Here is a 25,788-nt window from a genome sequence, read left to right as displayed (position 1 = left end):
AGGGGCCGCACGGGAGTCACTGGGTGAGATGGTCCGGGCCGAAGGCCTGGGGCAGCATCTCGGACAGCGGCAGGATCCCGGCCGGGGTGTCCATCTGGAGGTCCGGTCCGCCGAACTCGAACAGCAGCTGGCGGCACCGTCCGCACGGCACGAGGAGCCGGCCCTGGCCGTCGACGCAGGTGAAGTGCGTCAGCCGGCCGCCGCCGGTGCGCTGCAACTGGGAGACGAGCCCGCACTCGGCGCACAGGCCGAGCCCGTAGGAGGCGTTCTCGACGTTGCAGCCCGAGACCGTACGGCCGTCGTCGACCAGGGCGGCGACGCCTACCGGGTAGCCGCTGTAGGGGGCGTACGCGTGGGTCATGGCCTCGCGGGCCACCGACCGCAGCCGCTCCCAGTCGCAGCCGCCGGCCCCGGCCGGGACGGGGCTCACTTGCCCTGTCCCTTCCGGTACGGCAGACCGTCCGCCTTCGGCATCCGCAGGCGCTGCGCGGACAGCGAGAGCACCAGCAGGGTGACGATGTAGGGGGTGGCGGACACCAGCTGGCTCGGGACCTCGTCGGTGCTGGTGTACCAGAGGAACATCAGCGCGGAGATCGCGGCCGTGACGCCGGCGGCGACGTACTTCTTCTTCCACACCAGGTAGACCGCCCCGGCCACCAGCAGCATGGCCAGCAGCAGGATCAGCGCGTGGACGTTCACGGTGCCGCCGCGCAGGTTGAGGCTGGTGGTGTAGCCGAAGAGGCCGGCGCCGAGGGCGAGGCCGCCCGGCATCCAGTTGCCGAAGATCATCGCGGCGAGGCCGATGAAGCCGCGGCCGGCGGTCTGGCCGTCGAGGTAGACGTTGGACGCCACGATCGACAGGAAGGCGCCGCCGAGGCCGGCGAGACCGCCGGAGATGATCACGGCGATGTACTTGTACTTGTAGACGTTGACGCCGAGGGACTCGGCCGCGACCGGGTTCTCGCCGCAGGAGCGCAGGCGCAGGCCGAAGGCGGTGCGCCACAGCACCCACCAGGTGGCCGGGACCAGGGCGACGGCGACGACGGTCAGCGGCGACAGGTTGGTGACCAGGCCGCCGAGCAGGCCGGCGATGTCCGAGATCAGGAACCAGTGCTTCCCGTTGAGGGTCTGCAGCCAGTCGGACAGGCCCGGGACGTCGAAGGTGCCCAGCGACTCGATCGGCGGGGACTGCTTGGAGGAGCCCTGCGGGGCGTCCTCGAAGGTGAACTTCGACAGGTAGCGGGTGGTGCCGAGGGCGAGGATGTTCAGCGCCACACCGGAGACGATGTGGTTGACGTTGAAGGTGACGGTGGCGACGGCGTGCAGCAGCGCGCCGAGGGCGCCGCCGAGGATGCCGAAGACGACGCCGGTCCACGGGCCCCACTGGTAGCCGGCCCAGGCGCCGAACCAGGTGCCCAGGATCATCATGCCTTCGAGGCCGATGTTGACGACACCCGCGCGCTCGGCCCACAGACCGCCGAGACCGGCGAGGCCGATGGGGACGGCCAGGCGCAGGGCGGTGGACATCTGGCCGGTGGAGGTGATGCCGTCGGCACCGGAGATCATGCGGACGATCGAGGTGAGGACCAGCACGCCGGCGATGATCAGCAGGAGTACCGGCAGGGACATACGGCGGCTGGCCTTGCCCGGCTGCTTCGCCGGGCTCTTGGCGACGGTCGCGGTGCTCATCAGGCAGCCGCCTCCTTGTGGACGTTGCTGTTGGCGGCCTCGGCGGCGAGCTGGGCGCCGACGCGCTGCTGCTGGCGGCGCAGGCCCCACTGCCGTACGAACTCGTAGGAGATGACGACCGTGAAGACGATGACGCCCTGCATGATCGTGGCGATCTCCTTCTCGTACGCCGTCGGGGTGGCGTAGTCGAGGGCCGGGGACGCCTTGTCGAGGAAGGCCCACAGCAGGGCCGCGAGCGCGATGCCGCCGGGGTTGTTACGGCCGAGCAGGGCGATGCCGATGGCGGTGAAGCCGAGGCCGGCCGGGAAGCTCTGGCTGTAGGTGTGGGAGCTGCCCATCAGCAGCGGCAGGCCGGACAGGCCCGCCACGGCGCCGGAGATGAGCATGGCGGTGAGCACCATCCGCTTGGCGTTGACGCCGGAGGCCGCGGCGGCGGTCTCGGAGGCGCCGGTGGCGCGCAGGTCGAAGCCGAAGCGGGTGCGGTTGAGGACCACCCAGTAGGCGATGCCGACGAGGACGGCGAGGAAGACCAGGCCGTAGATCTCACCGACGTCGGGGCCGAGGTCGAAGCCGGGGATCCAGCCGGACTCCTTCATGACGCCGGTGGTGCGGTTGTCGCCGACCCGGACGCCGAAGTGGTTGTCGAGCGTGAGGTAGACGATGAGGGCGCTGGCGATCGCGTTCAGCATGATCGTCGAGACGACCTCGCTGACGCCGCGGGTGACCTTCAGGACGCCCGCCACGCCGGCCCACATCGCGCCGGTGAGGGCGCCGACCAGCAGCAGCAGCGGGACCTGGAGGACGGACGGCAGCGCCACGTGCGCGCCGACCACCGCGGTCATCAGGGCGCCGAGGCGGTACTGGCCGTCGACACCGATGTTGAACAGGTTCATCCGGAAGCCGAGGGCGACGCCGATGGCGGCGATGTAGTACATCGACGCCTGGTTGACGATCAGCACCTGGATGTCGGAGTAGCCGATCTGCTCCAGCATCAGCTGGTACGGCTCGATCGGGTTGCGGCCCGAGGCGAGCAGTACGACCGAGGTCAGCAGGATCGCCGCGACGAGCGCGATGACCGGGCCGGCCAGCGCGAGGAGCACGCGCTCCCTGTCGAACTTCTTCATCGGGCCTCGTCCTCCGGGGCGGCGCCGTCGCCGCTCGTCTCGTGGTGCTCCAGGTGACCCGACACGGCACCCGTCATGGCGGAGCCGAGCTCCTCCGGGGTGACGGTGGCGGGGTCGGCGTCGGCGACCAGCCTGCCGTCGTAGATGACGCGCAGCGTGTCCGACAGGCCGATCAGCTCGTCCAGGTCGGCGGAGATCAGCAGCACGGCAAGGCCCTCTCGGCGGGCCTCGCGGATCCGGTCCCAGATCTGGGCCTGCGCGCCGACGTCCACACCGCGGGTGGGGTGGGCGGCGATCAGGAACTTCGGGTCGTGGCTCATCTCGCGGCCGACGATCAGCTTCTGCTGGTTGCCGCCGGACAGCGAGGCGGCGGTGACGTCGATGCCGGGGGTGCGGACGTCGAACTCCTCGACGATGCGCCGGGTGTCGTCCTGGGCGCCCTTGGGGTTCAGCCAGAAGCCCTTGGCGTTGGGCGTCTCGGTGACATGGCCGAGGATGCGGTTCTCCCAGAGCGGGGACTCCAGGAGCAGGCCCTGGCGGTGGCGGTCCTCGGGGATGTAGCCCATGCCGGCCTCGCGGCGGCGGCGGGTGGCCCAGCCGGTGATGTTCTCGCCGAGGAACTCGATGGTGCCGGAGTCGGCGTTCTTGGTGCCGACCAGCGCGTCGATCAGCTCGGTCTGGCCGTTGCCCTCGACGCCCGCGATGCCCATGACCTCGCCGGCGTGGATGGTGAAGGTGACGTCGTCGAGGGCCTTCTTCGCCTCGCCGCTCTCGACCGCCTCCATGCCGCCGGTGACGCCTTCGACCGAGGGTTCGGCCTCGACGCCGAGGGAGGCGCCGCCGCTTGCGTAGACGGTCAGGCCGCGGACGGTGACGACGGCCCGGTCGGTGACGGTGGACTCGGCGGTCTCCGGGGTGGGCAGCTCGCTGCCGACCATCATCTCGGCGAGCTGGCGGGCGGTGGTCTGCGACGGGATCGCGGTGCCCACGGTGGTGCCGCGCCGGATGACGGTGATGTCGTCGGCGACGGAGAGCACCTCGCCCAGCTTGTGGGAGATGAAGATGACGGCCAGGCCCTCCGCCTTCAGTTCGCGCAGGTTGGCGAAGAGGGCGTCGACCTCCTGCGGCACGAGCACGGCGGTCGGCTCGTCGAGGATGAGGGTGCGGGCGCCGCGGTAGAGGACCTTGAGGATCTCCACGCGCTGGCGGTCGGCGACGCCGAGGTCCTCGACGAGGACGTCGGGGCGTACGCCGAGGCCGTACCGGTCGGAGATCTCCTTGATCTTCTTGCGGGCGCCGGCGCCGATGCCGTGCATCTTCTCGCTGCCGAGGACCACGTTCTCCAGCACGGTGAGGTTGTCGGCCAGCATGAAGTGCTGGTGGACCATGCCGATGCCGCGGGCGATGGCGTCGGCCGGGCTGCCGAAGCCGACCTGCTCGCCGTCGACGGCGATGGTGCCCTCGTCCGGCTTCTGCATGCCGTAGAGGATCTTCATCAGGGTCGACTTGCCGGCGCCGTTCTCACCGACCAGGGCGTGGACGGTGCCCTTGCGGACCGTCAGGTGGATGTCGTGGTTGGCGACGACACCGGGGAAGCGTTTGGTGATGCCCGTGAGCTCAACCGCGACGGCCGAGGTCGAGGTCTTGCTGAGCGGAGGGCTGCTGGACGCGTCGATGGCGCACTCTCCTCGGGAAAGGGGGCCGCTCTACGCGCGTAGCGCCCCTGCTTTAAATAGTGCCCGGATCGATCGGTCCCGAGTCGCGGTCCGACCCGTCCCCGATCCGTTCCGAGCATTCTGCCGCGCGAGGGGGGTGCGTCCCCCGCGACGGCCGGGGCACGGGGAGAGCAATTCTCCCCGCACCCCGTTGCGTGGTCGTCACGCTGTCATGACAGCGTGCCCGCGACCATGGTCCGAGTGGACCAGGCCCTGGGGGTCAGGAGGTCTGAACCTGGATGGTGCCGTTCTTGATGGCCTCCTCGGCCTTCTTCACGGCGTCCTGGATCTCCTGGTTGTTCGCGAACTTCGGGTTGGAGTCCGACAGGCTCACACCGCCGTTGGACAGGTCGCCGCGGATGACACCGGTCTCCGGCTTGCCCTCCTCGACGGACTTGGCCAGGTCGTACACCGCGCCCTCGACGTTCTTCATGGCCGAGGTGAGGATGTAGTCCTTGTACGCGGCCAGCGCGTCCTGCTTGTACTGGTCGGAGTCGACGCCGATCGCCCAGACCTTGTTGGCGGCGGCGGCCTTGATCACGCCCTGGCCGGACAGGCCGGCGGCGGCGTAGACGACGTCCGCACCGGCGTCGATCTGGCCCTCGGCCGCGCTCTGCCCCTTGTCGGGGCTGGAGAAGCCGCCCTCGGCAGCGGTCTGCGTGAGGAACTGCGACTTGACGGTGACACCCTTCTTGGTGTCCGCGACGCCCTGCTTGTAGCCCGCCTCGAACTTGCGGATCAGCGGGACGTCCACACCGCCGATGAAGCCGACGACGTTGCTCTTGGTGGCCTTGGCGGCGGTGACGCCGGCCAGGTAGGAGGCCTGCTCCTCGGAGAACACGAGGTCCGCGACGTTCGGCGCCTTGGTCTGCTCGTCGTCGACGATGCCGAAGGTGGTCTTCGGGAACTTGGCCGCGACCTCCTTGACGGCCGGCGCGTACGCGAAGCCGACGCCGATGACCGGGTTGTAGCCCTTCTTGGCCAGCTGCTCCAGACGCTGCACCTTGTCGGCGTCCGACTCGCCGTCCTGCGGCTCCACGGCCGTGGACTTGTAGCCGAACTCCTTGTCGGCCTTCTCCATGCCCGCCGTCGCGGCATCATTGAAGGACTGGTCGCCCTTGCCGCCGATGTCGTACGCGAGCGCGAGGCCCAGATTCTTGTCGCCGTCCCCGGAGGACGACGAGGAGGACGAGCTTCCGCAGGCGGAAGCGGTGAGAGCGAGGGCTGCGGTAGCAACACCCGCGATCGTGATACGGGACACCCGGCGCATGGAACGTGACTCCTTTGTGCAAGCGCCCGGACCAGGCGCTGGTTCCGCCGCAGCGTAACGCGCGTAGACCAGACGGAAAAACCCTTCTGTCCGCTCCGTTACCGAGCTGTGGCCACAGTCACTGTCCAGACTACGGACAGCCGTGTGCCCCTCACCGGAGGCAAGGGGCGCACGGCCTGTACGACGCCCGGAGGGCCTAGAGACCGGGCGGAAAAAGTCGTACTTATTGGGGTGTCCTGTGGACGGCCGGGAGGGGCTCCGCCAGGGCGGCGCCCGGCCCCCGGGGGGATCACTTCGTGTTGACGGTGACCTTGCCGTCGATGATGTCCTTCTTGGCCTTGTTCACGGCCTCGACGACCTCGGGCATGGCCTGGTACTTCGGGTTGGAGTCGGCGAACCCGACACCGTCGTTGGAGAGGCTGCCGCGCACCACACCGGTCAGCGGCTTGCCCTCGTGGACCGACTTCGCCAGGTCGTACACCGCGCCGCCGACGTTCTTCAGGGCGGAGCCGAGGATGTAGTCCTTGTACGCGGCCAGCGACGACTGGGAGTACTGGTCGGAGTCGACCCCGATCGCCCACACCTTGCGGGCGGCGGCCTCGCTGATCACGCCCTGGCCGGACAGGCCGGCCGCGTGGTAGATCACGTCGGCGCCGGCGTCGATCTGGCCGGAGGCGCCCGCCTTGCCCTTGTCGGGGCTGGCGAAGCCGCCCTCCTGGGGTGTCTGGGTGAGGTACTGCGACTCGATCTTGATGTTCGGGTCGACCGACTTGGCGCCCTGGACGTAGCCGGCCTCGAACTTGTGGATCAGCGGAATGTCCACGCCGCCGATGAAGCCGATGTGGCCCTTCTTGGACGCCTTGGCCGCGGCCACGCCGGCCAGGTACGAGGCCTGCTCCTCGTGGAAGACCATGTCGGCCACGTTCGCGGCCTCCACGGTCTCGTCGTCGATGATCCCGAAGGTGGTCTTCGGGAACTTGGCGGCGACCTCCTTGACGGCCGGCGCGTAGATGTAGCCGACGCCGATCACCGGGTTGTAGCCCGCCTGGGCCAACTGGGTCAGCCGCTGCACCTTGTCCGCGTCGGACTCGCCGTCCTGCGGCTCGACGTCCCGGCCGCCGATGTGGAACTCCTTGTCGGCCTTCTGGAAGCCGGCGTACGCGGCGTCGTTGAAGGACTGGTCGCCCTTGCCGCCGATGTCGTACGCCAGCCCGATGCCCTTGCCCGAGTACGTGCCGGACCCGTCACTGTCACCGCTCTTCTTCGAGCTGGAGCTGGAGCTGGAGCTGGACTCACCGCAGCCGGCGGCAGCCAGGGCGACGACCGCGACGGCCACCGCCGCCCGGGCGAATCCGGTCCTCCGCGAAATCAGACGCATGGCAAGCACCCCTTCATCCCCACGGCACCGTCGTCCGTCGCCGGCCCGCATCCCCAACCGCCCGCCTCTGGCGGCGATTTCGGCGCACAGTAACGCGCGTAGAAGGGCAGGGGAACGGGGTTCTCCCCGGCCGTTATCGATTCGTGCCGCCCGCGGGTTACAGCCGCCGCACGGCGGTTACGCCGAGGTAACCCAACCCGGCGAAGCCACCCGCACCGGGCCGGCGATGCCACCAGCACCGGGCCGGGCGGGGCCGGGCACATCAAGCCGGGCGGGCGGGGCCGGGCGGGCCGGGCGTGGGTCACCCGCGCCGGGTCTGGCCAAGCCACCTGCACCCGGCCCGGCGGGGCCGGGTGCTGCCCTCCGGGGTCGCCTCGGAAACCCCAGCCGCGTCGGGCCGGGGCAGGCCGGGGCGGGCCGGGGCGGGCCGAGGTCAGGCCGGGCGGGTCGCCGCGTCGACCAGGGCCGCGGCCGTGAACAGCTCCACGCCGACCGTGATCGCCGACTCGTCCGCGTCGAAGTCGCCCTGGTGGAGGTCGCGGACCGTGCGCTCGCCGGGGGTGCGGACGCCGAGGCGGGCCATGGCTCCGGGGACGTGCTGCAGGTACCAGGAGAAGTCCTCGCCGCCCAGGCTCTGCTCGGTGTCCTCGATGGACTCCGGGCCGCGACGGGCGGACATCGCCTCGCGGAGCAGGTCCGTGACCTCGGCGTCGTTGACGACGGGCGGGACCCCTCGGACGTAGTTGATCTCGGACTTGGCGCGGTGCAGGTTGGCGACCTCGTCGATCGCGGCGACCACCATGTCCGGCGCCTGCCGCCAGGCGTCGATGTCCAGGCAGCGGACGGTGCCGGAGAGTTCGGCGTGCTGCGGGATGACGTTGGGCGCGTGGCCGCACTCGACACGGCCCCAGGTGACCGCGAGCCCGCTGCGGGTGTCGACGCGCCGGGAGACCAGCGCGGGCACGTCGGTGACCACCCGGGCCGCCGCCGTGACCAGGTCGGTGGTCAGGTGCGGGCGGGCGGTGTGGCCGCCGGGGCCGTCGAGGGAGATCTCCAGCCGGTCACAGGCGGAGGTGATGGCGCCGACCCGCAGGCCGACCTTCCCCGCGTCGACCCGGGGATCGCAGTGCACGGCCAGGATCCGCCCCACACCGGTCATCGCGCCGGACGCGATCACGTCGGCGGCGCCGCCGGGCAGGACCTCTTCGGCCGGTTGGAAGATCAGCCGGACCGGACGCGGCAGCAGACCCTCGCGGTGCAGCTCGGCGAGGACCAGACCGGCGCCGAGCACGACGGTGGTGTGCACGTCGTGGCCACAGGCGTGCGCGCGGTCCGGCACGGTCGAACGGTACGGACACTCACTCTTCGTGTCCGGGATGGGCAGCGCGTCGATGTCCGCGCGCAACGCGAGGACCGGCACGCCGTCGCCCGCCGCCCCGTCGTCGGCACCGTCGGTACCGATGTCGCAGATGAGTCCGGTGCCCACCGGGAGCACACGCGGCGTGAGCCCCGCCTTCTCCAACCGCTCCTTGATCGCGGCGGTGGTGCGGAACTCCTGGTTGCCGAGCTCGGGATGCATGTGCAGGTCGCGTCGGAACGCGATGAGTTCGGCGCGCAGGGCTTCCGGAAGGGTGCCGGGAAGCAGTGCTTTCGCAGCGGGGTCGGCCTCGGACTCTCGGGACATCAGTTGCTTCACCCTCTGAAGGGTAGGACGCCGAGGCGGTCAACTGACCCACGATCAACAAAACTCCGCCCGATAGGGGAAGAAAAGTTGGCCGCACGGCGCATGGCTACCGTCTGGGGTGGGTAAAATCGCCCGCTCATCGAGCGGGTCGATCATGAATCCACCCGTTTCTCTCTTCCTCACGGATACCACGCCTCGTCCAGGACACGCCGGGGCTGTCCGGTCAACGGGACCGAACCGGGGCCGCGCGGGCCTGCGTGCGGGACCCCGACCCGTACCGACGTACCGCACGCCACCGGCTCTCCGTCGGTGTCCGGACCGTGGCCAGGTCCCGGAAGGGTCACTGCCGGGCGGCGGATCGGACACGGGGAGTGCCCGGCGTCGGGGCGGCGGGCACGGTGGCAGCCATGACGAGTGGTACGGGGGTGGCGGGGGCTCGGGCGGGGGACGTCCTGTGGGCCTGCGGCTGCGGCGAGGAGAACATCCCGGGGTTCCTCGCCCGGGCGGGTCTGTTCGGGACGGCGTTCCTGGTGATCGGGCTGCTGTCCGTCATGGCGCTGGTGGCGGCGGCGCTGGGCGGCGTCCTCTGGCTGGCGGGCCTGCGCCGCCGCCGCGAGGAGGCCCGCCGGGCCCGCCCGGTGCCGCCGGACGAGGTCGCGGAGACGGAGGCGGGGCGGCTGCTGGACGGCTTCGGTTGGTGGGAGGGGGAGCCTCCGTGAGGCCGTGGCGGGGTGCGCACCGGGGGCGAGCCGGGGCGGCCGGGCGCCCCGGACCGGCCGGTTGGCCCAGGGCGGCCAAGTGCTCCGGGCCGGCCCTCGCCCTGGCCCTGTCCCCGACCCCGGCGGTCCCTGGGCGGTCGCTCCCTCCGCTTGGGGCGTTCTGTCCCGCCTCGCGGACCGTCCCTCCTGCCGGAGGCGGCTCGCGTCGGCAGGAGGGGACGGGGCAGCGGCTCGCCGAGGGCCCGCGGCGGCGGCCGGTCAGGCGGTCGTGCAGGTGCTGCCGTTCAGGGTGAAGGCGGCCGGGGCGGTGTTGGTGGCGCCCTTGGTGGCGGTGAAGCCCAGGGTGACCGAGCCGCCGGCGGCGATGGTGCGGGTGTAGGAAGCGGGGGTGACGCTCACGGCGCCGCCGGACTGGGTGGCCGTACCGCCCCACATGTTGGTGACGGTCTGCCCGTCGGTGTAGGCGAAGGCCAGCGTCCAGCCGTCCACGGCGGTCGTGCCGGTGTTGCGGACGACGATCTCGCCCTGGAAGCCGCCGGGCCACTCGCCGACCGCCCGGTAGCCGACCGCACAGGACCCGCCGGGGGCGCCGGCACCGGTGGTGACGGTCACCGCGGCCGAGCGAGCGGAGCGGTTGCCGGCCGCGTCACGGGCGTAGACGGCGAAGCGGTAGGAGGTGGCGGCGGTGAGCCCGGAGACGGTGGCCGTGGTGGCGGTGGTGGTGGCGACGCGGGTCTCCGAGGTGCCGTCGAGGCGGACCACGTCGTAGCCGGTCACGCCAACGTTGTCAGCGGCCGCGGCCCAGGTCAGCGTGGTGGAGGTGGCGGTGACGGCGGACGCGGACGGGGTGCCGGGGGCGGTCGGCGGCTCGGTGTCGTCAGGCGTGCCGCCACCGAAGACGGTGGCCTCGCGGGCGGTCTGCGCGATGCCGTCGGCGCCGTTGAAGATGCGCTGCCCCCAGGAGCTGAGGTCGGTCGGGTCGAAGTCGATCGCGAGGTCGAGGACGGGGTCCGTGTTGCCGCTCCAGGACCAGGCCAGGTAGCCGAGGCCCAGCTGCTCGGCGGTGGCCATCATGGTGTCCTCGTCGGGGTCGCCCCACTGGTCGGCGGGACCGCCGAACTCGCCGATGACGATGGGCAGTCGGGCGGCGACGAAGGCGTTGAGGTAGTCGGTGATCTCCTGGGCGGTGTCGAAGACGCTGTACATGTGGATCGAGAAGAGCAGGTTGCCGGTGGGGTCTGCGGCGTAGACGGATGCGGCGTTGTCCCGCATGACGCCCTGCCAGTCCTGTCCCCAGTTGGGCGCGTCGACCATGATCGTGTGCTGGAAGCCGGCGGCACGCAGCTTCTTGACGGCGGCGGTGGTGGGTGCGGTCCAGCCCGCGGGGTCGGTGTTGCCCCAGGGCTCGTTGCCGATGTTGATGACGATGTAGTCCTCTTCGCCGGCGAGGACGTCCTTCAGGCCGATCCAGTAGTCGGCGGCCTGGTCCAGGGTGCCGGCCGCGGCCTCCTCGCCGTATCCCGTGGTGTCGTGCACCTCCAGGACACAGATCAGCCGGTTGGCCTTGCACTGGCTGACGATGTTCGCGACGTCGGACGGGCTGTCGGCGGCCCAGCGATGGCCGTCGGCGAGGACGACGCGGACGGTGTTGGCGCCGAACGTCTTGATGTCGGCGAGGGACTGCTGGGTGCGGCCCGGGTACCAGGTGTGGGCGTGGTTGACGCCCCGCATGACGAAGTCGTTGCCGTTGCCTTCGACCAGCCGGCCGTCGCTGATGTGCAGGCCGGCGGCGAGGGCGGCGGGCGACTCGGTGGCGTGTGACTCGGTGGCGTGCGACTCGGCGGCGTGTGCGGTGGTCGCGTGCGCGGCGGTCGGACCGGCGGCGAACAGTCCGGCCAGCGCGAGCAGGCCGGTAAGACGGCTCAGCAGGTGTCGGGGTGTTCTCACTGCGGCTCCAGAAGTGAGGTGGGTGTGGGTGTGGGCGGGGTGGGGACGTCCGAGCGATGGGAGCGCTCCCATGGACTCATCTCATCCAGTACACGTCAAGACTGCGTGCGTCCCGGCACCAGGGCGGCGGCCGGCGGAGCGGGCGGCCCGCATCGGCGCTTGCCCTCAACCGGACTTGAGCTTCTAGGTTTCCTTGCACAGCCGCAGGAACCGACCCGCGGCGTCCTTGCAGGGAGATCCGCCGTGACCGAGCACACAGCCCACACCGAGGTCCCCGACCGGTACCGCTATGCCGTGATCCCGCACATCATGCTCGACGACGCCGCCGCGGCGATCGACTTCTACCAGCGGGCGTTCGGCGCTCGTGAGGACTTCCGGATCGACGCTCCGGGCGGCGGGATCCTGCACGCCGAGATCACCGTCGGACGGTCGGTCCTGATGCTGGGCGACGCGAGCGTGGACGAGGCGGAGGCCGCCTCCTTCGCCGCGCCCGCCGCACTGGGCGGCGCCACCTCCGTCACGCTGCATGTCTTCGTGCCGGACGTCGACAGCCTGGCCGCGCGGGCGGAAGCCGCCGGCGCCGAGATCCTCCAGCCGCCGAAGGACATGTTCCACGGTGATCGCACCGTCATTCTCAAGGACCCCTCGGGCCACATGTGGGTGTTCCTGACCCACGTGGAAGACGTCTCGCAGGAGGAGCTTCGGCGCCGCCTCGGTGCTGTGACCGCGTAGGTCCACCGAGTCGGGTCGGCCGGGCCGCCCTACGCCGGCTGCACCCCCACCGACGCCAGCCGGTGGGCATCGCGGGCCGTGTCCGTCACGCCCGACAGGAAGCTTCCGGCGCGCGGCGAGGCGTGGCGGGTGAGCCAGGTGGGGTCGATGTCGCAGACGGCGATGCGGACCTCGGTGCCGGACAGGGCCAGCGGGAGGGTGTGGACGACGGTGGAGGGGAAGCTGAGGACGGTCGAGCCGATGGGGCCGCGGCGGGCGACGAGTTCCAGGGGCAGTTCGGGGCGGACCACCTCCAGGCCGGTCTCCACGGCCAGCCGGTGGAGTTTGTCGGCGCTTTCGCGGCGGTGGGCGAAGTAGCGGGTGGCGCCGTGTGTCCGGGCCAGGGCCCGGACCGCCGCGAGGTAGTGGTCGGCGTCGACGACGCCGGTCTCCACCAGCGAGGTGCCCACCAGGTCGGCGCCCTTGGTGACGCTGGGCGGGCCGAAGCGGGCCCGGGTCCAGGCGAAGGTGTTGCGGGTGACCCGCACCCCCGGCGGGGCCTGGTCGATCGGCATCGAGGAGAAGACCTCCACCTGCCGTTCGCCGCGCGGTGTCAGCCGGCGGCGCGCCGACGCCGACACCGGGGCGAACAGCAGGTCGCGGGGGCCGGGGCGGCCGCCCTTGCGGTGCCAGCGCACCAGGCGTTCGCCGCGGGCGAGCTGGCCGACGAACTCCATGGTCGCCGTGCCGTCGTCCACCACCACCAGCTGCGGGGCGCGGGCGATGGTCAGCAGGAGCTGGACGTAGCGGGAGAACGGGTCGCCCATGACGATCCGCTCCGCCCGGCGCAGTTCGCCCGCCAGCCCGCCTATCGTGCGGAAGGGGGCCGTCGCCCCGCCCCGCGCGTCCTCCCAGCGGACCTTGTGGCCCTGCTCGCGGGCCAGTTCGGCCATCCGGCGCAGCTGGCCGCGGGTCATCGGGTCGACGGGTGCGAGGACCACGAGGGTGAGCCCCGCGCCGGGCAGGTGCGCGTGCGCCCACTCCAGTACGTTCAGCAGCTGTACCGGGCTCTCCACGAAGGCGAGGGTATGGGTGCCGGCGGTCCCGGCGCGGGGGCTCATGGGAGTGCGACCGTCCCGTCGTATGGGGTGAGGGGGGTGGGTGCGGTGGTCAGACGGTGACCGGTTCGCCCGCCGCGGCGGCGATCTCGGCCTCGGCGACGACGCCGGTGACGCGGCGCAGCTTCTTCATCGGGCCGAGCTCGGAGTCGTAGACCTTCTTGACGCCGTCGCCGAGGGACGCCTCGATGGTGCGGATGTCGCGCACCAGGCGGGTCAGGCCCTGCGGTTCGACGGAGGCGGCCTGGTCGGAGCCCCACATCGCGCGGTCGAGGGTGATGTGACGCTCGACGAAGGCGGCGCCCAGGGCCACGGCCGCCAGGGTGGTCTGCAGGCCGGTCTCGTGTCCGGAGTAGCCGATCGGGACGTTCGGGTACTCCTTCTCCAGCGTGTTGATCACGCGGAGGTTCAGCTCCTCGGCCTTCGCCGGGTAGGTGGAGGTGGCGTGGCACATCAGGATGTTGTCGCTGCCGAGGACCTCGACCGCGTGCCGGATCTGCTTCGGGGTGGACATGCCCGTGGAGAGGATGACCGTGCGGCCCGTCGCGCGCAGGGCACGCAGCAGTTCGTCGTCGGTGAGGGAGGCGCTGGCGACCTTGTGGGCGGGCAGGTCGAACTTCTCCAGGAAGGCGACCGCCTCGGTGTCCCACGGGGAGGCGAACCAGTGCAGGCCCTTCTCCTTGCAGTACGCGTCGATCTGCCGGTACTCGTCCTCGCCGAACTCCACGCGGTGGCGGTAGTCGATGTAGGTCATCCGGCCCCAGGGGGTGTCGCGCTCGATGTCCCACTGGTCGCGCGGGGTGCAGATCTCGGGCGTGCGCTTCTGGAACTTGACGGCGTCGCAGCCGGCCTCGGCGGCCGCGTCGATGAGCTTGAACGCGTTCTCCAGCTCACCGTTGTGGTTGATGCCGATCTCGCCGCAGATGTAGACGGGGCGGCCGGGGCCGACCTCGCGCGAACCGAAGTGACGCAGGCGGGAGTTGGTGCTCATGGTGAGGGATGTCCTTACTTGGGGAGGGGGTCGAGAGAGGGTCCGAGGATCCAGCCGGCGATCTCCCGGATCGCGCCGTCGCCGCCGGGGAGGGTGGTGACCGCGCGGGCGGCGCCACGTACGGCGTCGTGGGCGCTCGCGACCGCCACGGGCCAGCCGACGAGGGCGAAGCACGGGAGGTCGTTGACGTCGTTGCCGACGTAGAGCACGCGCTCCGGCGCGATGCCCTGCTCCTCGCACCACTGCTTGAGCGCGAGGTCCTTGCGGTCGACGCCGTGCAGGACCGGGAGCTTCAGCTTCCGGGCGCGGGCGGCGACCACCGGGTTCTGTTCGGTGGACAGGATCAGCAGCTTCAGGCCGCTTCGGCGCAGGGCGGCGATGCCGAGGCCGTCGCCGCGGTGCACGGCGACGAACTCCCGTCCGTCGGAGTCGATCAGCACCCGGTCGTCGGTCTGGGTGCCGTCGAAGTCGAGGACGACCGCGTCGATGTCGTCGGCGGCCGGCAGGGCGCCGGGCCGGCCGGCGTCGAACAGCGGCGCCAGGGCCCGGGCCCGGGCCAGGTCGTGCGGGTCGTCGATCTCCAGGACGCGCGCGGGGTCGGTGCGCACGAGGTCGGTGCGGCCGAAGAAGCGGTGGCCGTGCTTGCGGAAGCCGGCCGCGTCCATGGCGTAGGCGGCGCCGGTCTCCAGGTAGTCCTGGGGGCGGTCCTGGCGCCGGGGGCGGTGCGCCTTGTCGTGGTTGACGCCCGTGCCGCCCTCCGCGTGGGTGTCGGCGTCGGCGTCCCGCCAGACGAAGCCGTGGAAGGGGGCGACGGTGACGGCGCTGTCGGCGTCGCCGCCGGCGACCGCCGCGGCGACGCCGTCGATGTCCTCGCGGACCACGAACGGGCTGGTGCACTGCACCAGCAGCACGACGTCGACCACCTCGCCGTGCAGCGCCTCGTGGGCGTCCAGGGCGTGCAGGACGGCGGCCTCTGAGGTCGCGGTGTCGCCGGCGATGGCGGCGGGCCGCAGCACGACCTCGGCGCCGGCCCGGCGGGCGGCGGCCGCGATGGCCTGGTCGTCGGTGGAGACGACCACGTCGGTGACCAGCCGGGCCGCACGGCACTCCCGGACGGCGCGGGTGACCAGCGGGACGCCGCCGACCGGGGCGAGGTTCTTGGCGGGTACGCCCTTGGAGCCGCCTCGGGCGGGGATCACGGCGAGGATGCGGGGCATCGGGGCCGGGGGGTCGCTCTTCATGGGGGCTCCGTAAGTCGTCGGGCGGCCCGGGAGGGCGGTGTCGTCGTGCGCGTGCGGGTCGTGGCCGGCTGGTCGCGCCCCCGCGGCGGAGCCGCGTGGGGGAACACAGCCCCGGGCCCCTTCTGCCGCCGGTCCGCGGATCACAGCTCGCCCATCCGTCGGATCACCGGCGCCACCCGCTGGACGCCGTGCCGGTAGGCGCCTCGCGCGGCCCGGCGCACGATCTGGCGGACGGGGCCGGGGGCCTTGTCGGCAGCGGGTGCGCCGGGCAGGGGGACGCCGTCCGGGCCCAGGTGGTGGCGTGCGAGGACGCCGGGGAGATAGCCGGGGGCGGTCTCGGCCGTGTAGTACGGGGCGAGCGGGGGCGGGCCCTCGGGGCGGCCGAGCAGTCCGGCGATGCGTTCCCGGGCCGCGTCGAAGGCCGTGGCGTACGTGCCGTCGGCGGCGACCCCCTGCCGGGCCACCCACGCGGTGTCCGCCACCGGCAGGTGCCCGGCGTCGAGCTGGTCCCAGGAGGCGAGGCACCCGGAGCCGACGAAGTGGTGGTTGCCGAGCGCCTCGCGCACCCCGAGGTCGGTGAGGACGACGGTCGGGATACGGCGGTGCAGGGACTCCAGGGCCGCGGTGGAGCTGACCGTGACCATCAGGTCGGTGCGGTCGAGGACGTCGCCCATGTTGCCGTAGACCAGGCGGAAGTTGGGCGGCGGGTCGAGCCGCTGCGCCAGCTTCTGGTACGGCAGCTCCTCGATGTGGGTGGTGTGTTCGCCGGGCCGGGAGCGCAGCTTGAGCAGCACCTCCCGGCCGGGGTGCAGCCGGGCGTGCCGGACCAGCCGCTCCAGCAGGTAGGTACGGTCGCGGCGGGTGTCGGGGACGGAGGGCTGGGCGGCGAACACCACGGTGTAGGGCCGCTGCCCCCGCGGCGCGGACGGGTCGGGCGCGCCGGGGTAGGGCTCGCCGCCGAGGAAGGGCAGGGCCACCTCGGTCACCGCGGACGCGTCGGCGCCCACTCCCTCGTAGACCGCGCGGAACCGTTCGGCGTCCTGGCGGGAGTTGGCGAGGACGAGGTCGGCGCCGTGCCGCAGCAGGAGGCCGTCGGTGAGCTTCTCGTAGACGACGCCGACGTAGCCGGTGACGACCACCGGGCGCCGGTCGCGGCCCCGCCAGGCGTGGGCCAGGCCGTGCAGCATGGCCTGTACCCCGCCGCCGACCAGCGCGAGGACGACGACGTCGTACTCCTGCCGTTCCATCACCCGCAGGAACTCCACGGCCGTGACCTCGCGCAGGGAGTCGGCGCGCACGCCGACCTCGGCCAGCTGGCGCGGGGTGGGGGTGGCCCGGCCTCGCAGCAGGAACCCGTCCGGGGCGGGGGCGGTCGGCGCGTCGCCGGGGGCGATGCGGGCGGCGGTGAGGGCACCCCACTTCCAGCGGGTGTCGGAGTCCGCGAGGACCGCGATCCGCGGGGGCGTCGTATTGCTCGGCGGCTTACTCGGTGGCACGGCGAAGACGCTAGAAAGGGAAATCCAGTCGCGCGCCAACCTGAAGTCAACAGTGAGTTAACAACACATCTCCTGTTGCCGAATCGGCCGGAGTACGGCCGGAAAGTAGGTGTGATGCACTGTTCCGACACGTCGAGTTCACTCCGCGGTCCCCTTCGGGATACATGCGGCGTCATGACACGTCCTAGTGTTTCCGCGTGCCAAAGCTCTCCGTCATCGTGCCGTTCTACAACGTGCAGCAATACGCGCCCGACACCCTCGTGAGCCTGCGTGCGAACGCGCGTGAGGACTTCGAGTTCATCCTGGTCGACGACTGCTCGACCGACGCGACCCCGGACATCCTGGCGCGCGCGGAGCGCGAGCTGCCGGGCGCGGTGGTGGTCAGACACGACAGGAACGGGGGGCTGGCGACCGCCCGCAACACCGGCATCGACAGGGCGAGCGGCGAGTACCTGACGTTCCTGGACGGCGACGACTGGCTGAGCGCGGGCTACTACGAGCGACTCCTGGCCGCCATCGAGGAGTTGGGCTGCGACTTCGTGCGCACCGACCATGTGCAGTGCACCGGCCGGGCGCGCAGCGTGCGGCGGGTTCCGCACGGCCGGCGCGGGACGGTGCTGAACCCCAGGGAGGCGATCCTGCCCGCCGACCGGTCCACCTCGGTGGACTACCCCTACGCCTGGGCGGGCGTCTACCACCGGCGGCTGGTCGACCGCGGGCTGCTGCACTTCACCGACGGGCTGCGCACGGCCGAGGACCGGCCCTGGATCTGGAAACTCCACCGGGAGGCGGAATCCTTCGGCGTGGTCGGCCTGCTCGGTGTGCATTACCGGCGGGGGGTCGCCTCGTCCCTGACCCAGATCGGTGATGTCCGCCAACTGGATTTCATTCGCGCTTTCGACCAGGTGGTCGAGGAAACGGCCCGCGACCGCGAGGCCGACGTACTGCTGCCCAAAGCGGTGCGCACCTACTGCGCCATCATCACGCATCACCTCGATTCGATCGAGAGGTTCGAACCAGCCGTGGCCCGGAAACTGCGGACGCTGTCCGCCGCCGCCCTGAAGAGAATGCCGCAGGACGTGCTCGCGGACGTCATGGAGTCGATGGACCTGGAGCGGGCGAGCCTGCTGCGCCGGGTGCGCCGTCGGCCGGTCGCGTCGCGGACGGTGGCCGCCTGATGGCCCGTACGACCCGGATCTTCTGCGTCTCGACCCTGTACGGCGCCGCCACCCTGGCAGCCGCCCTCGACGCCGGGCTTTTCGAGCCGACGGACCGCCGGCTGCTGGTGGTCCTCAACACGGCGGCCACCCCGGAGATCACGCCGTCCGTCGACACCATGCCCGGTTTCGACCGCATTCGGGAGCGCTTCGACGAGGTGGTGTCCTGGAACGAGGCCATCGCCCCGTTCCACCCGAGCGGCTGGAGCCCCCGCGGCGACGACATCCCGCTGTGGGAGCGGTACGTGCGCCTGCTGTGGAACCTCGGCGACGACGAGGTCCGGCTGGTGGTGGAGTCCATCCAGGTCAACCCGTCGCTGGCGGTGTGCCAGATCTTCACCGGCGCTCCGGTCGACGTCTACGCCGACGGACTGATGAGCTACGGCCCCACCCGCAACAAGATCGATCCGCTGGTCGGCACCCGGATCGACCGGCTGCTCCACCTCGACCTGGTGCCGGGCCTGACCCCGCTGCTGCTCACCGAGTTCGGGGTGCCGCCGGTCCTGGTGCCGACCGAGGCCTTCCTGAAGGTGCTGGGCGAACTGGCCGAGGAGGAGCGGGAGCTGACGGCGCCCGAGCGGCGTCCCGCGCTGCTGCTCGGGCAGTACCTGTCGGCGCTCGACATCATCGGCGACGCCGAGGAGGAGCGGCTGCACCTGGACATGGTGCGCGGCGCGGTGGCGCTCGGGCACACCTCGATCGTCTTCAAGCCGCACCCGCTGGCCCCGGCCCGCTGGTCGCGGCTGCTGGAGGAGGAGGCGCGGAAGCTGGGCGCCGACCTCACCCTGCTGGAGCGGCCGGTGCTCGCCGAGGTCGCCTGTCTGCGGCTGCGGCCCGCGCTGGTGGCCGGCTGCTTCTCCACCGCGCTGTTCACCGCCGCCGGGTTCCACGGGCTGCCCGTGGCGCGGACGGGCACCGAGTCCGTGCTGGCCGCGCTCACGCCGTACCAGAACAGCAACCGGGTGCCGCTGACCATCGTGGACGCGCTGCTGCCCGACCTGGCGGACCGGGCGGCGGTGGAGGGCTGGGCCATGCCGTCGCGGGAGCGGGTGGCGGAGCTGTCCGCTCTGCTGAGGGCGGTCGGGTTCGCGATGCAGCCGCAGATCCACCCCGGGCTGCGGGGCGAGGCGGAGCGTTTCCTCTCCGCCCACCTCGACCAGCGCACCTGGCGCTACTTCAAGCGCCGCCGCCTGGCGTCCCTGGCCCTCCCCGGCGCCGTACCGGCCCAGCTCGCCTTCATCCCCCGCAACGCGGCGGTACGGCGGCTGGCGCGCCGGGCGCGGGCGATGAAGCGGGCGGCGACCAAGCGGGCGGCCGCGAAGCGGTAGTCCGCGAGGAAGCCCCCTCCCTCAGCAGGTACCCACCTCTCTCGACGTCCCACGGGAAGGCCCCCAGGATGAGCGCGGCTGAGCAGGCCACGGCACCGATACCCGAACCGGCGCCCCGGCCGGACCTCCCGCCGCCCGGCCCACCCGCCGTGCGGCCCCGGCGGGAGAGCAGGCTGCGCGCCCTGGACGGGCTGCGGCTGGTCGCGGCCCTGATGGTCTGCCTCTACCACTACACCGGCCGGGGCGGCGAGATCTCCGACTCCTGGCACCAGTCCCCCGCCGTGAAGTTCCCGACGCTGTCGCAGTTCACCACGTACGGGCCGCTCGGCGTGCAGTTCTTCTTCGTGATCAGCGGGTTCGTGATCTGCATGAGCAGCTGGGGCCGGAGCATGGGCGACTTCTTCCGCTCCCGGGTCTCCCGGCTGTACCCGGCGTACTGGGCGGCACTGGTGCTGGTCACGGTGGCCTGTGTCGTCCTGCCGGTGGTCCAGAAGCCGCTGCGCTCGGACGAGCTGCTGGTCAACCTCACCATGCTGCAGCAGCCGATGGGCGTGCCCCGGGTGCTGGGGGTGGACTGGACGCTGTGGGTGGAGGCCCGCTTCTACGTGCTGTTCGCGCTGTTCGTGGTGTGGCGGGGCGTCACCTACCGGCGCGTGGTGCTGTTCTGCTGCCTGTGGACGGTGGCGGGGCTGTTCGCCTCGGTCGCCGACCATCCGCTGGCCGAGGAGCTGGCGATGCCCGCGTACGCGCCGTACTTCGTCGGCGGCCTCGCCCTGTACCTGATCCACCGCTGCGGCAGCGACCCGCTGCTGTGGGGCATCGTGGCGGTCAGCTATCTGCTGGGCCAGCGGTACGCCGTCAGGGGCCTGTGGCATCCCGGCGCGCACGGCGACTTCCACCGCAGTCCGTACGTCGTCCAGCTGATCGTCCTCGCCGCCTTCGCGGCCGTCGCCGCGGTCGCGCTGGGCTGGACGGGCCGGGCCAACTGGCGCTGGCTGACGGTGGCCGGGGCGCTGACCTACCCCTTCTATCTGATCCACGAGCACCTGGGCTGGTTCTTCGTGCGGGTCCTGCACCGCCGACTCGGACTCGACGCCTACCCGACGCTCGCCGTCACGGTGCTGTCCATGCTGGCGATCGCCTGGCTGCTGTACCGCTTCGTGGAGAAGCCCTTCGGCCCCCGGCTCCGGCGCGCGCTGGCCGTTCGCCGGGACACGGAACTCCAGGTGACCACATGACGACCCCGACGACGCGGCAATCCTCCGCGACCGACTCCCGCGACCTGTTGCCGCATTCGCCACGAGGGGCGGATTTCCGCCGTTCGCGCCTCACCTCCCCCGCCGGGTGGACGACGGCCCTCGTCACCGCGGGGCTGCTGCTCCACATCACTCTGACGGCGGGTGTCTTTCTCGACATCCGCTATGTGCTCGCCGCGTTGCGCACCACGGGGGAGAGCGGCTTCTCCCCGTCCGAGGTGTTCGCCCACCGGCCTTTCTTCTACCGGTGGCTGATCGCCGGGCTGGACGCCGTCACCTTCGGCTCGTTCGCGGTGAGCGAAGCCCTGATGCGGCTGGTCGGCCTGGTGCTGTGCGCGGCGGCCGGCCTGCTGCTGTGGCGGGCCCTGCGCCGGCGCCTGCCCGAGCGCGACGCGCTGCTCGTCGCGGCTCCGGTCGCCCTCACTCTCGCCTTCGCGCCCGTCATCGACTACCTGCAGCCGGAGTGGTTCGCGATCGTCTTCGCGGTGGTGGCCGTCGCCGCCGCGCTGGGCGTCCGCGACCGGTGGCGGGCGGTCGCCCTGGCCGCGCTGCCCCTCGGTCTGGCCGTCCTGCTGAAGTACTCCACGGCGGGCACGGCCGCGATGGCGCTGCTCGTGGTCTTCGCCGTGGACCGGGTCCGGGCGCTGCTGCTGGCCGCCGCCACCGCCGTCGCCACCGGTCTGCTGTTCGGGATCAGCGTCTGGTCGGGTTCGCGCGAGCTGCAGTGGGTGCGCGACATGCCGCACATCAACGTCCACCAGCTGGGCGGCGCCGAGCCGGTCGTCGTTTCCGACCTCCTTCAGCGGACCGCCCAGTACGTGGGCGACCGGATCGTCCTGACGCCCGTGCTCGGGCTGCTGCCGGGAGCGCTGCTGCTGTTCGCGGTCACCCTCGGCTCCCGCCGGCAGCGCGTCGAGGCGGTCGTCGTCACCGCGCTGCTGGTCGTCGTCGGCCTGGGCGTCGTGATGTACCAGGGGAACTTCTTCGCGTACCACGGGGAGTCCCTGCCGGTGGTGGCCGCCGCGCTCACCGGTCTCGCGGTCGGCCGCTGGTACGGCGCGTACCGCCGCCCGCCGCTGTGCCTGACCGCGCTCGCCCTGGTGCTCGGGGCGCTCACCCCGCTGATCTTCCTGGTCCGCGAGGACGTGTACACGGTCGACCTGGCCTGGTACGCGTGCGCCGCGTCCCTCGCCGCCGCGCTGGTCGACATGCGGCTCGCGCGGGCCCCCCGCCGGCCGCGCACCCCGCGCGTCCCGGTCGCCCTGACGGGGCTCGCGCTCGTCGTGTGCCTGGCGGCGACCGTGTGGCCGTCGTCCGGGGTACGGGTGGTGCAGGGCCACCTCGTCACCACCAACGCCGAGCTGAAGGAGCAGGCCGAGGCCGCGCGGGCCGCCGGCGAGCAGGTGGCGGCCGAGCTGCCGGAGGACGCCGAGGTGCTGTATCTGGCGTTCGGGCTGCAGGCGTACTACGTCGGTCATCCGACCGGCTGCCGTTACCCCTTCCCCACCTTCCTGAGCGTCACCAAGCGGCTCCCCGAGGTCGCCGGCCTCACCTCGACCCGGGAGAACGTGCGCTGCGTCACCCAGGAGCACCCGGCCGAGTACATGGTCTACCAGCCGGGCTGGATGTCCCTCGCGGTGGTCGACCCGGAGATCGCCGACGACATCCGGCGCACCTACGCGTGCCCCAGGCCGGAGGGCCGGCAGCTGGTGGTGTGCACCCTGCGCCACCGCGGCTGACCGCCGCGCGCGGAAGGGGCCCCGGGAATTCGCCGTTCCGGGGCCCCTTCCGCGCGTGAGCCGGACGGGTCAGGCCGCGCCCGCGATCCGTGCCGCCTTGTGGCCGAGCTCCACCGAGTAGCTCTGACCGCGGTCCTGCGGGTAGATCTGGGCCATCGTCGCCAGCGTCACCCGGCTCAGGTGGGTGTGGTGGCCCGGGATCAGCGCCTTGTACCCGGGGGTGACCACCGGCTGGGCGAACGGGGCCCGGGAGAAGTGCCAGTCCTGGATCCAGGTGCGCTCGAAGGCCGGGTTCAGCCGCTTCAGGTACGGCAGGTAGCGGTCGAGCAGCTCGGCCGGGGCGGTGGTGAAGCGCCAGTCGTCGCGCTCCACGTAGTTGCCGACGTAGAGGATGTGCCGGCCGCCGTACTGCGCCGGGTCGATCATCTTCGTGTGCTCGACGACCGCCAGGAACGGGAAGTCCGGCTCGTTGATGTTGAGCCAGTAGTACGGGATCGCGCTGCGGTCCAGTTCGAGGACGAAGCAGGTCGCGCCCAGGTACTGGTTGCGCCGGACCGTGTCGTCGGCGGGCGCGTCGGCGGCCTGGGCGAAGGCCGGCTGCGGCGTCGTCACGATCAGGTGGTCGAAGGTGTACGCGGCCCCGTCGGCGGTGCGCACGGTGACCGGACCGTGGGCGCCCTCCTGCCGGATGGTCTCCATCCGCTTGCCGAACTCGACCTTGCCGCCGCGCTCGGCGATCCGGTCCCGCAGGGCGGCGTACACCCGCTCGAACCCGCCGTCCAGATAGCCGAGTTCGAAGGTGCGGCAGTGCACGCGCGCCCACAGCCAGGCCATCGACACCTGGTCGGCGCGGTCGCCGAACTTGCCGCGCAGCAGCGGCTCCCACACGGCTTCGGTGGCCCGCCGCCCGGCCCACTTGTTCAGCCAGCTCAGCGCGGTGCGGTCGTTGAACCGCTCCCCGTCGCGCACGAGTTTCAGCACCGCCGACGACAGACCGAAGCGGACGCCGGCGGGCAGGCCGTACAGCGGGGAGGTCAGCATCTGGAGGGGGGTGCTGAAGGGGTGCATGCGGCCGTCGCGGTAGACGCCGGTGGTGGTCTTGTGGAAACGCAGGTCGCCGCCGAGGCCCAGTTCCTCGATCAGCTCGATCATCTGCCGGTCGCTGCGGAAGATGTGGTGGTAGTAGCGCTCCAGCGGCACCCCGCCGACGGTGATCGACGCGGCGAGTCCGCCCAGTTCGTCGGCGGCCTCCAGGACGGTCACCGAATGACCGCGCTTGACCGCGTCGTAGGCGGCGGTCAGGCCGGTCGCTCCCGCGCCGATGACGCCGAGATTCATGCGAAGCTCCACTTTCTGTTGAGCGCGAACTGGAAGAGCAGCACCAGCGGCAGCGAGCCGGCCTTCACCAGGTTCGGATCGATGCCGAGGCCCCGGGAGAACACCGCGAGCAGGACGAAGGTCAGGGCGATGCCGGTCAGCCCGACGGCGTAGAAGCGCAGGTAGCGGATCAGCAGGCGGTCGCGCTTGCTGAAGGTGAACAGGGCGTTCAGGACGAAGTTGTTGGTGATGCCGAGGCTGGTGGACAGCACGTTGGCCACCTGTTCGTGCATCCCGGCCACGTTGTAGAGCAGCAGGAACGCGCCCAGGTCGAGCAGGACTCCGCTGCCGCCGACCAGGGCGTACGTGACCAGCTGACGGAGGTCCCGGCCGCGGCTGCCGGTGCTCTCGACGGTGTCAGTCGCCATGGCCGCCGGCGCCGCCCGGGCCGCTGCCGGCCGGTGCGGCGTGCGAGATGACCTGCCGGACCGTGTACAGCGGGCGGCCCTGCACCTCCGCGTAGGTGCGGCCGATGTAGCTGCCGAGCACGCCCAGCGACAGCATCTGCACGCCGCCGAGGAAGAGCACGACGACCATCAGCATCGTCCATCCGGAGACCGTGATGTCGGGCCGCAGGACCTTCATGGCGAGCGCGTAGACGATGCCGGCCAGGGACAGCGCGAGCACCGCGAAGCCCAGCTTGGTGATCATCCGCAGGGGTGCGGTGGAGAAGCCGGTCAGGCCGTCGATGGCGAGGCGGGCCATCTTCTTCAGGGGGTACTTGGTCTCCCCCGCGAACCGCTCGTCACGGTCGAAGTGCACCTCGCTCTGGCGGAAGCCCATCGAGGCGACCATGCCGCGCACGAACCGGCTGCGCTCGCGGAAGCGCCGCAGCTCGTCGGCGGCGCGGCGGTCCATGAGCCGGAAGTCGCCGGTGTCCACCGGGATGTCGACGTCGGTGGAGGAGCGCAGCAGGCGGTAGAAGGCGTGCGCGGTGGTCTTCTTGAAGAAGGTGTCCTGCCGGCTGCGCCGGCGGGCATGCACGATCTCCGCGCCGTCCCGCCAGGCGTCGATCAGTTCCAGGCTGACCCTGGGCGGGTCCTGCAGGTCGGTGTCCATGACGATCACGGCGTCGCCGTGTGCCTCGTCGATCCCGGCGGTGATGGCCATCTGGTGACCGAAGTTGCGGGCGAAGTCGATGACCCGGACGCGCCGGTCGTTCTTCGCGATGTCTTCCAGAATGGCCAGCGTGCCGTCGGCGGATCCGTCGTTGACGTACACCAACTCATAGGCGAACTCGGGGCGCTCGCTCAGGGCGGTGACGAGTTCCTCGTGGAAATGGCGGATCCCGTCCTGTTCGTTGAAGACGGGCAATACATATGAGACGAGCGCGGCGCCACCACGCTGGCGGGGCAGAACAGACCCTCGCGCCCGGCTGGATATGTCTGGCATTGGTTGAAGGTATGGGCGCGACGTGAACCGGCTGTAAACGCCCGGAGTCATATGTCCGACGGCAGGAGAAGCACCCGCGTGAACAACCGCATTACCTTCCTCGCCGCCGCCTTCACCGATCGGCCAGAATTTCCCCGCTGTTCACCTGATCGCCGATTCGGACGGTGCGCCGCGGGAAGAGACTGAGGATTTCCCTGAATGTCCATCACACGAGGAAGTGCTCACTTCTCATGAGCGATCCGCACGACGCGATGCGACCACCCCTCCGGCTCGATGACGTCCCGGGCTGGTTCCCCGTGCTCGACCAGGTGCTCTTCGACTGGGTCCTGGACCGTCAGGAAGCCGCCGGGGTGCGGGGCGACCTGCTGGAGGTCGGCGTCTACGTGACTCCTCCAC

At 71.5% G+C, this 25,788-nt stretch carries 21 protein-coding genes; 6 read left to right on the top strand and 15 right to left on the bottom strand.

The features are described 5' to 3' along the window. Window positions 1-16 precede the first annotated feature (16 nt). The 7 genes from AC3ET3_RS20785 to AC3ET3_RS20755 form a co-directional block, all read right to left on the bottom strand. Window positions 17-430 carry a cytidine deaminase gene (locus tag AC3ET3_RS20785; RefSeq protein WP_432134654.1) on the bottom strand — a complete coding sequence of 138 codons (414 nt, stop codon included), beginning with the start codon at window positions 428-430 and terminating at the stop codon, window positions 17-19. Then, the gene (locus AC3ET3_RS20780) at window positions 427-1,689 is read right to left on the bottom strand and encodes an ABC transporter permease (RefSeq protein ID WP_432134653.1); all 1,263 of its coding nucleotides are present in this window, start codon (window positions 1,687-1,689) and stop codon (window positions 427-429) included. Before AC3ET3_RS20780 ends, AC3ET3_RS20785 begins: the two co-directional genes overlap by 4 nt. Continuing rightward, window positions 1,689-2,813 (bottom strand): ABC transporter permease, encoded by a 1,125-nt coding sequence (locus AC3ET3_RS20775; protein ID WP_432134652.1) that lies wholly within the window; start codon window positions 2,811-2,813, stop codon window positions 1,689-1,691. Before AC3ET3_RS20775 ends, AC3ET3_RS20780 begins: the two co-directional genes overlap by 1 nt. Further along, window positions 2,810-4,489: an ABC transporter ATP-binding protein gene (locus AC3ET3_RS20770; protein ID WP_432134839.1), complete on the bottom strand. Its 1,680-nt coding sequence runs from the start codon at window positions 4,487-4,489 to the stop codon at window positions 2,810-2,812. Before AC3ET3_RS20770 ends, AC3ET3_RS20775 begins: the two co-directional genes overlap by 4 nt. Before the next feature lie 259 nt (window positions 4,490-4,748). Beyond that, window positions 4,749-5,798, bottom strand: a complete 1,050-nt coding sequence (locus AC3ET3_RS20765; RefSeq protein WP_432134651.1) for a BMP family lipoprotein — start codon at window positions 5,796-5,798, stop codon at window positions 4,749-4,751. Between the two features lie 289 nt (window positions 5,799-6,087). Beyond that, the gene (locus tag AC3ET3_RS20760; RefSeq protein WP_432157037.1) at window positions 6,088-7,176 is read right to left on the bottom strand and encodes a BMP family lipoprotein; all 1,089 of its coding nucleotides are present in this window, start codon (window positions 7,174-7,176) and stop codon (window positions 6,088-6,090) included. Window positions 7,177-7,609: 433 nt separating this feature from the next. Further along, window positions 7,610-8,860, bottom strand: coding sequence for a M20 family metallopeptidase (locus AC3ET3_RS20755; protein ID WP_432134838.1), 1,251 nt, complete (start codon window positions 8,858-8,860; stop codon window positions 7,610-7,612). 407 nt (window positions 8,861-9,267) lie between these two features. Between AC3ET3_RS20755 and AC3ET3_RS20750 the strand changes: the two genes are divergently transcribed. Then, window positions 9,268-9,579 carry a hypothetical protein gene (locus AC3ET3_RS20750; protein ID WP_432134649.1) on the top strand — a complete coding sequence of 104 codons (312 nt, stop codon included), beginning with the start codon at window positions 9,268-9,270 and terminating at the stop codon, window positions 9,577-9,579. Between the two features lie 258 nt (window positions 9,580-9,837). On the opposite strand, the gene AC3ET3_RS20745 is transcribed toward AC3ET3_RS20750, so the two are convergent. Further along, the gene (locus AC3ET3_RS20745; RefSeq protein WP_435612628.1) at window positions 9,838-11,598 is read right to left on the bottom strand and encodes a cellulase family glycosylhydrolase; all 1,761 of its coding nucleotides are present in this window, start codon (window positions 11,596-11,598) and stop codon (window positions 9,838-9,840) included. Window positions 11,599-11,769: 171 nt separating this feature from the next. Here AC3ET3_RS20745 and AC3ET3_RS20740 point away from each other — a divergent pair, with 171 nt between their 5' ends. Beyond that, window positions 11,770-12,258: a VOC family protein gene (locus AC3ET3_RS20740; protein WP_432157035.1), complete on the top strand. Its 489-nt coding sequence runs from the start codon at window positions 11,770-11,772 to the stop codon at window positions 12,256-12,258. 29 nt (window positions 12,259-12,287) lie between these two features. Here the strand turns inward: AC3ET3_RS20740 and AC3ET3_RS20735 are convergent, their stop codons facing one another. From AC3ET3_RS20735 to AC3ET3_RS20720, 4 genes are all read right to left on the bottom strand, one after another. Continuing rightward, a complete protein-coding gene (locus AC3ET3_RS20735) occupies window positions 12,288-13,358 on the bottom strand; it encodes a hypothetical protein (protein ID WP_432134646.1) in 1,071 nt (356 codons plus the stop codon). A 49-nt stretch (window positions 13,359-13,407) separates the two neighbouring features. Further along, on the bottom strand, window positions 13,408-14,346 hold the full coding sequence (locus AC3ET3_RS20730) for an N-acetylneuraminate synthase family protein (RefSeq protein ID WP_432134645.1): 939 nt from the start codon (window positions 14,344-14,346) through the stop codon (window positions 13,408-13,410). 14 nt (window positions 14,347-14,360) lie between these two features. Next, entirely contained in the window at window positions 14,361-15,587 is a 1,227-nt protein-coding gene (locus AC3ET3_RS20725; RefSeq protein ID WP_432134644.1) for a cytidylyltransferase domain-containing protein, read from the bottom strand. A gap of 140 nt (window positions 15,588-15,727) precedes the next feature. Continuing rightward, window positions 15,728-17,083, bottom strand: coding sequence for a DUF6716 putative glycosyltransferase (locus AC3ET3_RS20720; protein WP_435612627.1), 1,356 nt, complete (start codon window positions 17,081-17,083; stop codon window positions 15,728-15,730). A 197-nt stretch (window positions 17,084-17,280) separates the two neighbouring features. On the opposite strand from AC3ET3_RS20720, the gene AC3ET3_RS20715 reads away from it, so the two are divergent. The 4 genes from AC3ET3_RS20715 (at window position 17,281) to AC3ET3_RS20700 (ending at window position 22,623) form a co-directional block, all read left to right on the top strand. Further along, on the top strand, window positions 17,281-18,261 hold the full coding sequence (locus tag AC3ET3_RS20715) for a glycosyltransferase family 2 protein (protein ID WP_432134642.1): 981 nt from the start codon (window positions 17,281-17,283) through the stop codon (window positions 18,259-18,261). Continuing rightward, entirely contained in the window at window positions 18,261-19,628 is a 1,368-nt protein-coding gene (locus AC3ET3_RS20710; RefSeq protein WP_432134641.1) for a polysialyltransferase family glycosyltransferase, read from the top strand. Before AC3ET3_RS20715 ends, AC3ET3_RS20710 begins: the two co-directional genes overlap by 1 nt. A 68-nt stretch (window positions 19,629-19,696) precedes the next feature. Beyond that, a complete protein-coding gene (locus AC3ET3_RS20705; RefSeq protein ID WP_432134640.1) occupies window positions 19,697-20,866 on the top strand; it encodes an acyltransferase family protein in 1,170 nt (389 codons plus the stop codon). Next, a complete protein-coding gene (locus AC3ET3_RS20700) occupies window positions 20,863-22,623 on the top strand; it encodes a hypothetical protein (protein WP_432134639.1) in 1,761 nt (586 codons plus the stop codon). Before AC3ET3_RS20705 ends, AC3ET3_RS20700 begins: the two co-directional genes overlap by 4 nt. A gap of 69 nt (window positions 22,624-22,692) precedes the next feature. On the opposite strand, the gene AC3ET3_RS20695 is transcribed toward AC3ET3_RS20700, so the two are convergent. The 3 genes from AC3ET3_RS20695 to AC3ET3_RS20685 are packed head-to-tail and all read right to left on the bottom strand — an operon-like array spanning window position 22,693 to window position 25,392. Continuing rightward, the gene (locus AC3ET3_RS20695) at window positions 22,693-23,961 is read right to left on the bottom strand and encodes an NAD(P)/FAD-dependent oxidoreductase (protein ID WP_432134638.1); all 1,269 of its coding nucleotides are present in this window, start codon (window positions 23,959-23,961) and stop codon (window positions 22,693-22,695) included. Further along, window positions 23,958-24,368, bottom strand: a complete 411-nt coding sequence (locus tag AC3ET3_RS20690) for a GtrA family protein (RefSeq protein ID WP_432134637.1) — start codon at window positions 24,366-24,368, stop codon at window positions 23,958-23,960. The genes AC3ET3_RS20695 and AC3ET3_RS20690 overlap by 4 nt, the downstream gene beginning before the upstream one ends. After that, window positions 24,358-25,392: a glycosyltransferase family 2 protein gene (locus tag AC3ET3_RS20685; RefSeq protein WP_432134636.1), complete on the bottom strand. Its 1,035-nt coding sequence runs from the start codon at window positions 25,390-25,392 to the stop codon at window positions 24,358-24,360. The genes AC3ET3_RS20690 and AC3ET3_RS20685 overlap by 11 nt, the downstream gene beginning before the upstream one ends. Between the last annotated feature and the right edge of the window lie 396 nt (window positions 25,393-25,788).

The sequence above is a fragment of the Streptomyces sp. bgisy159 genome (assembly GCF_057707805.1).
This window is presented reverse-complemented; position numbering and strand designations above follow the sequence as displayed.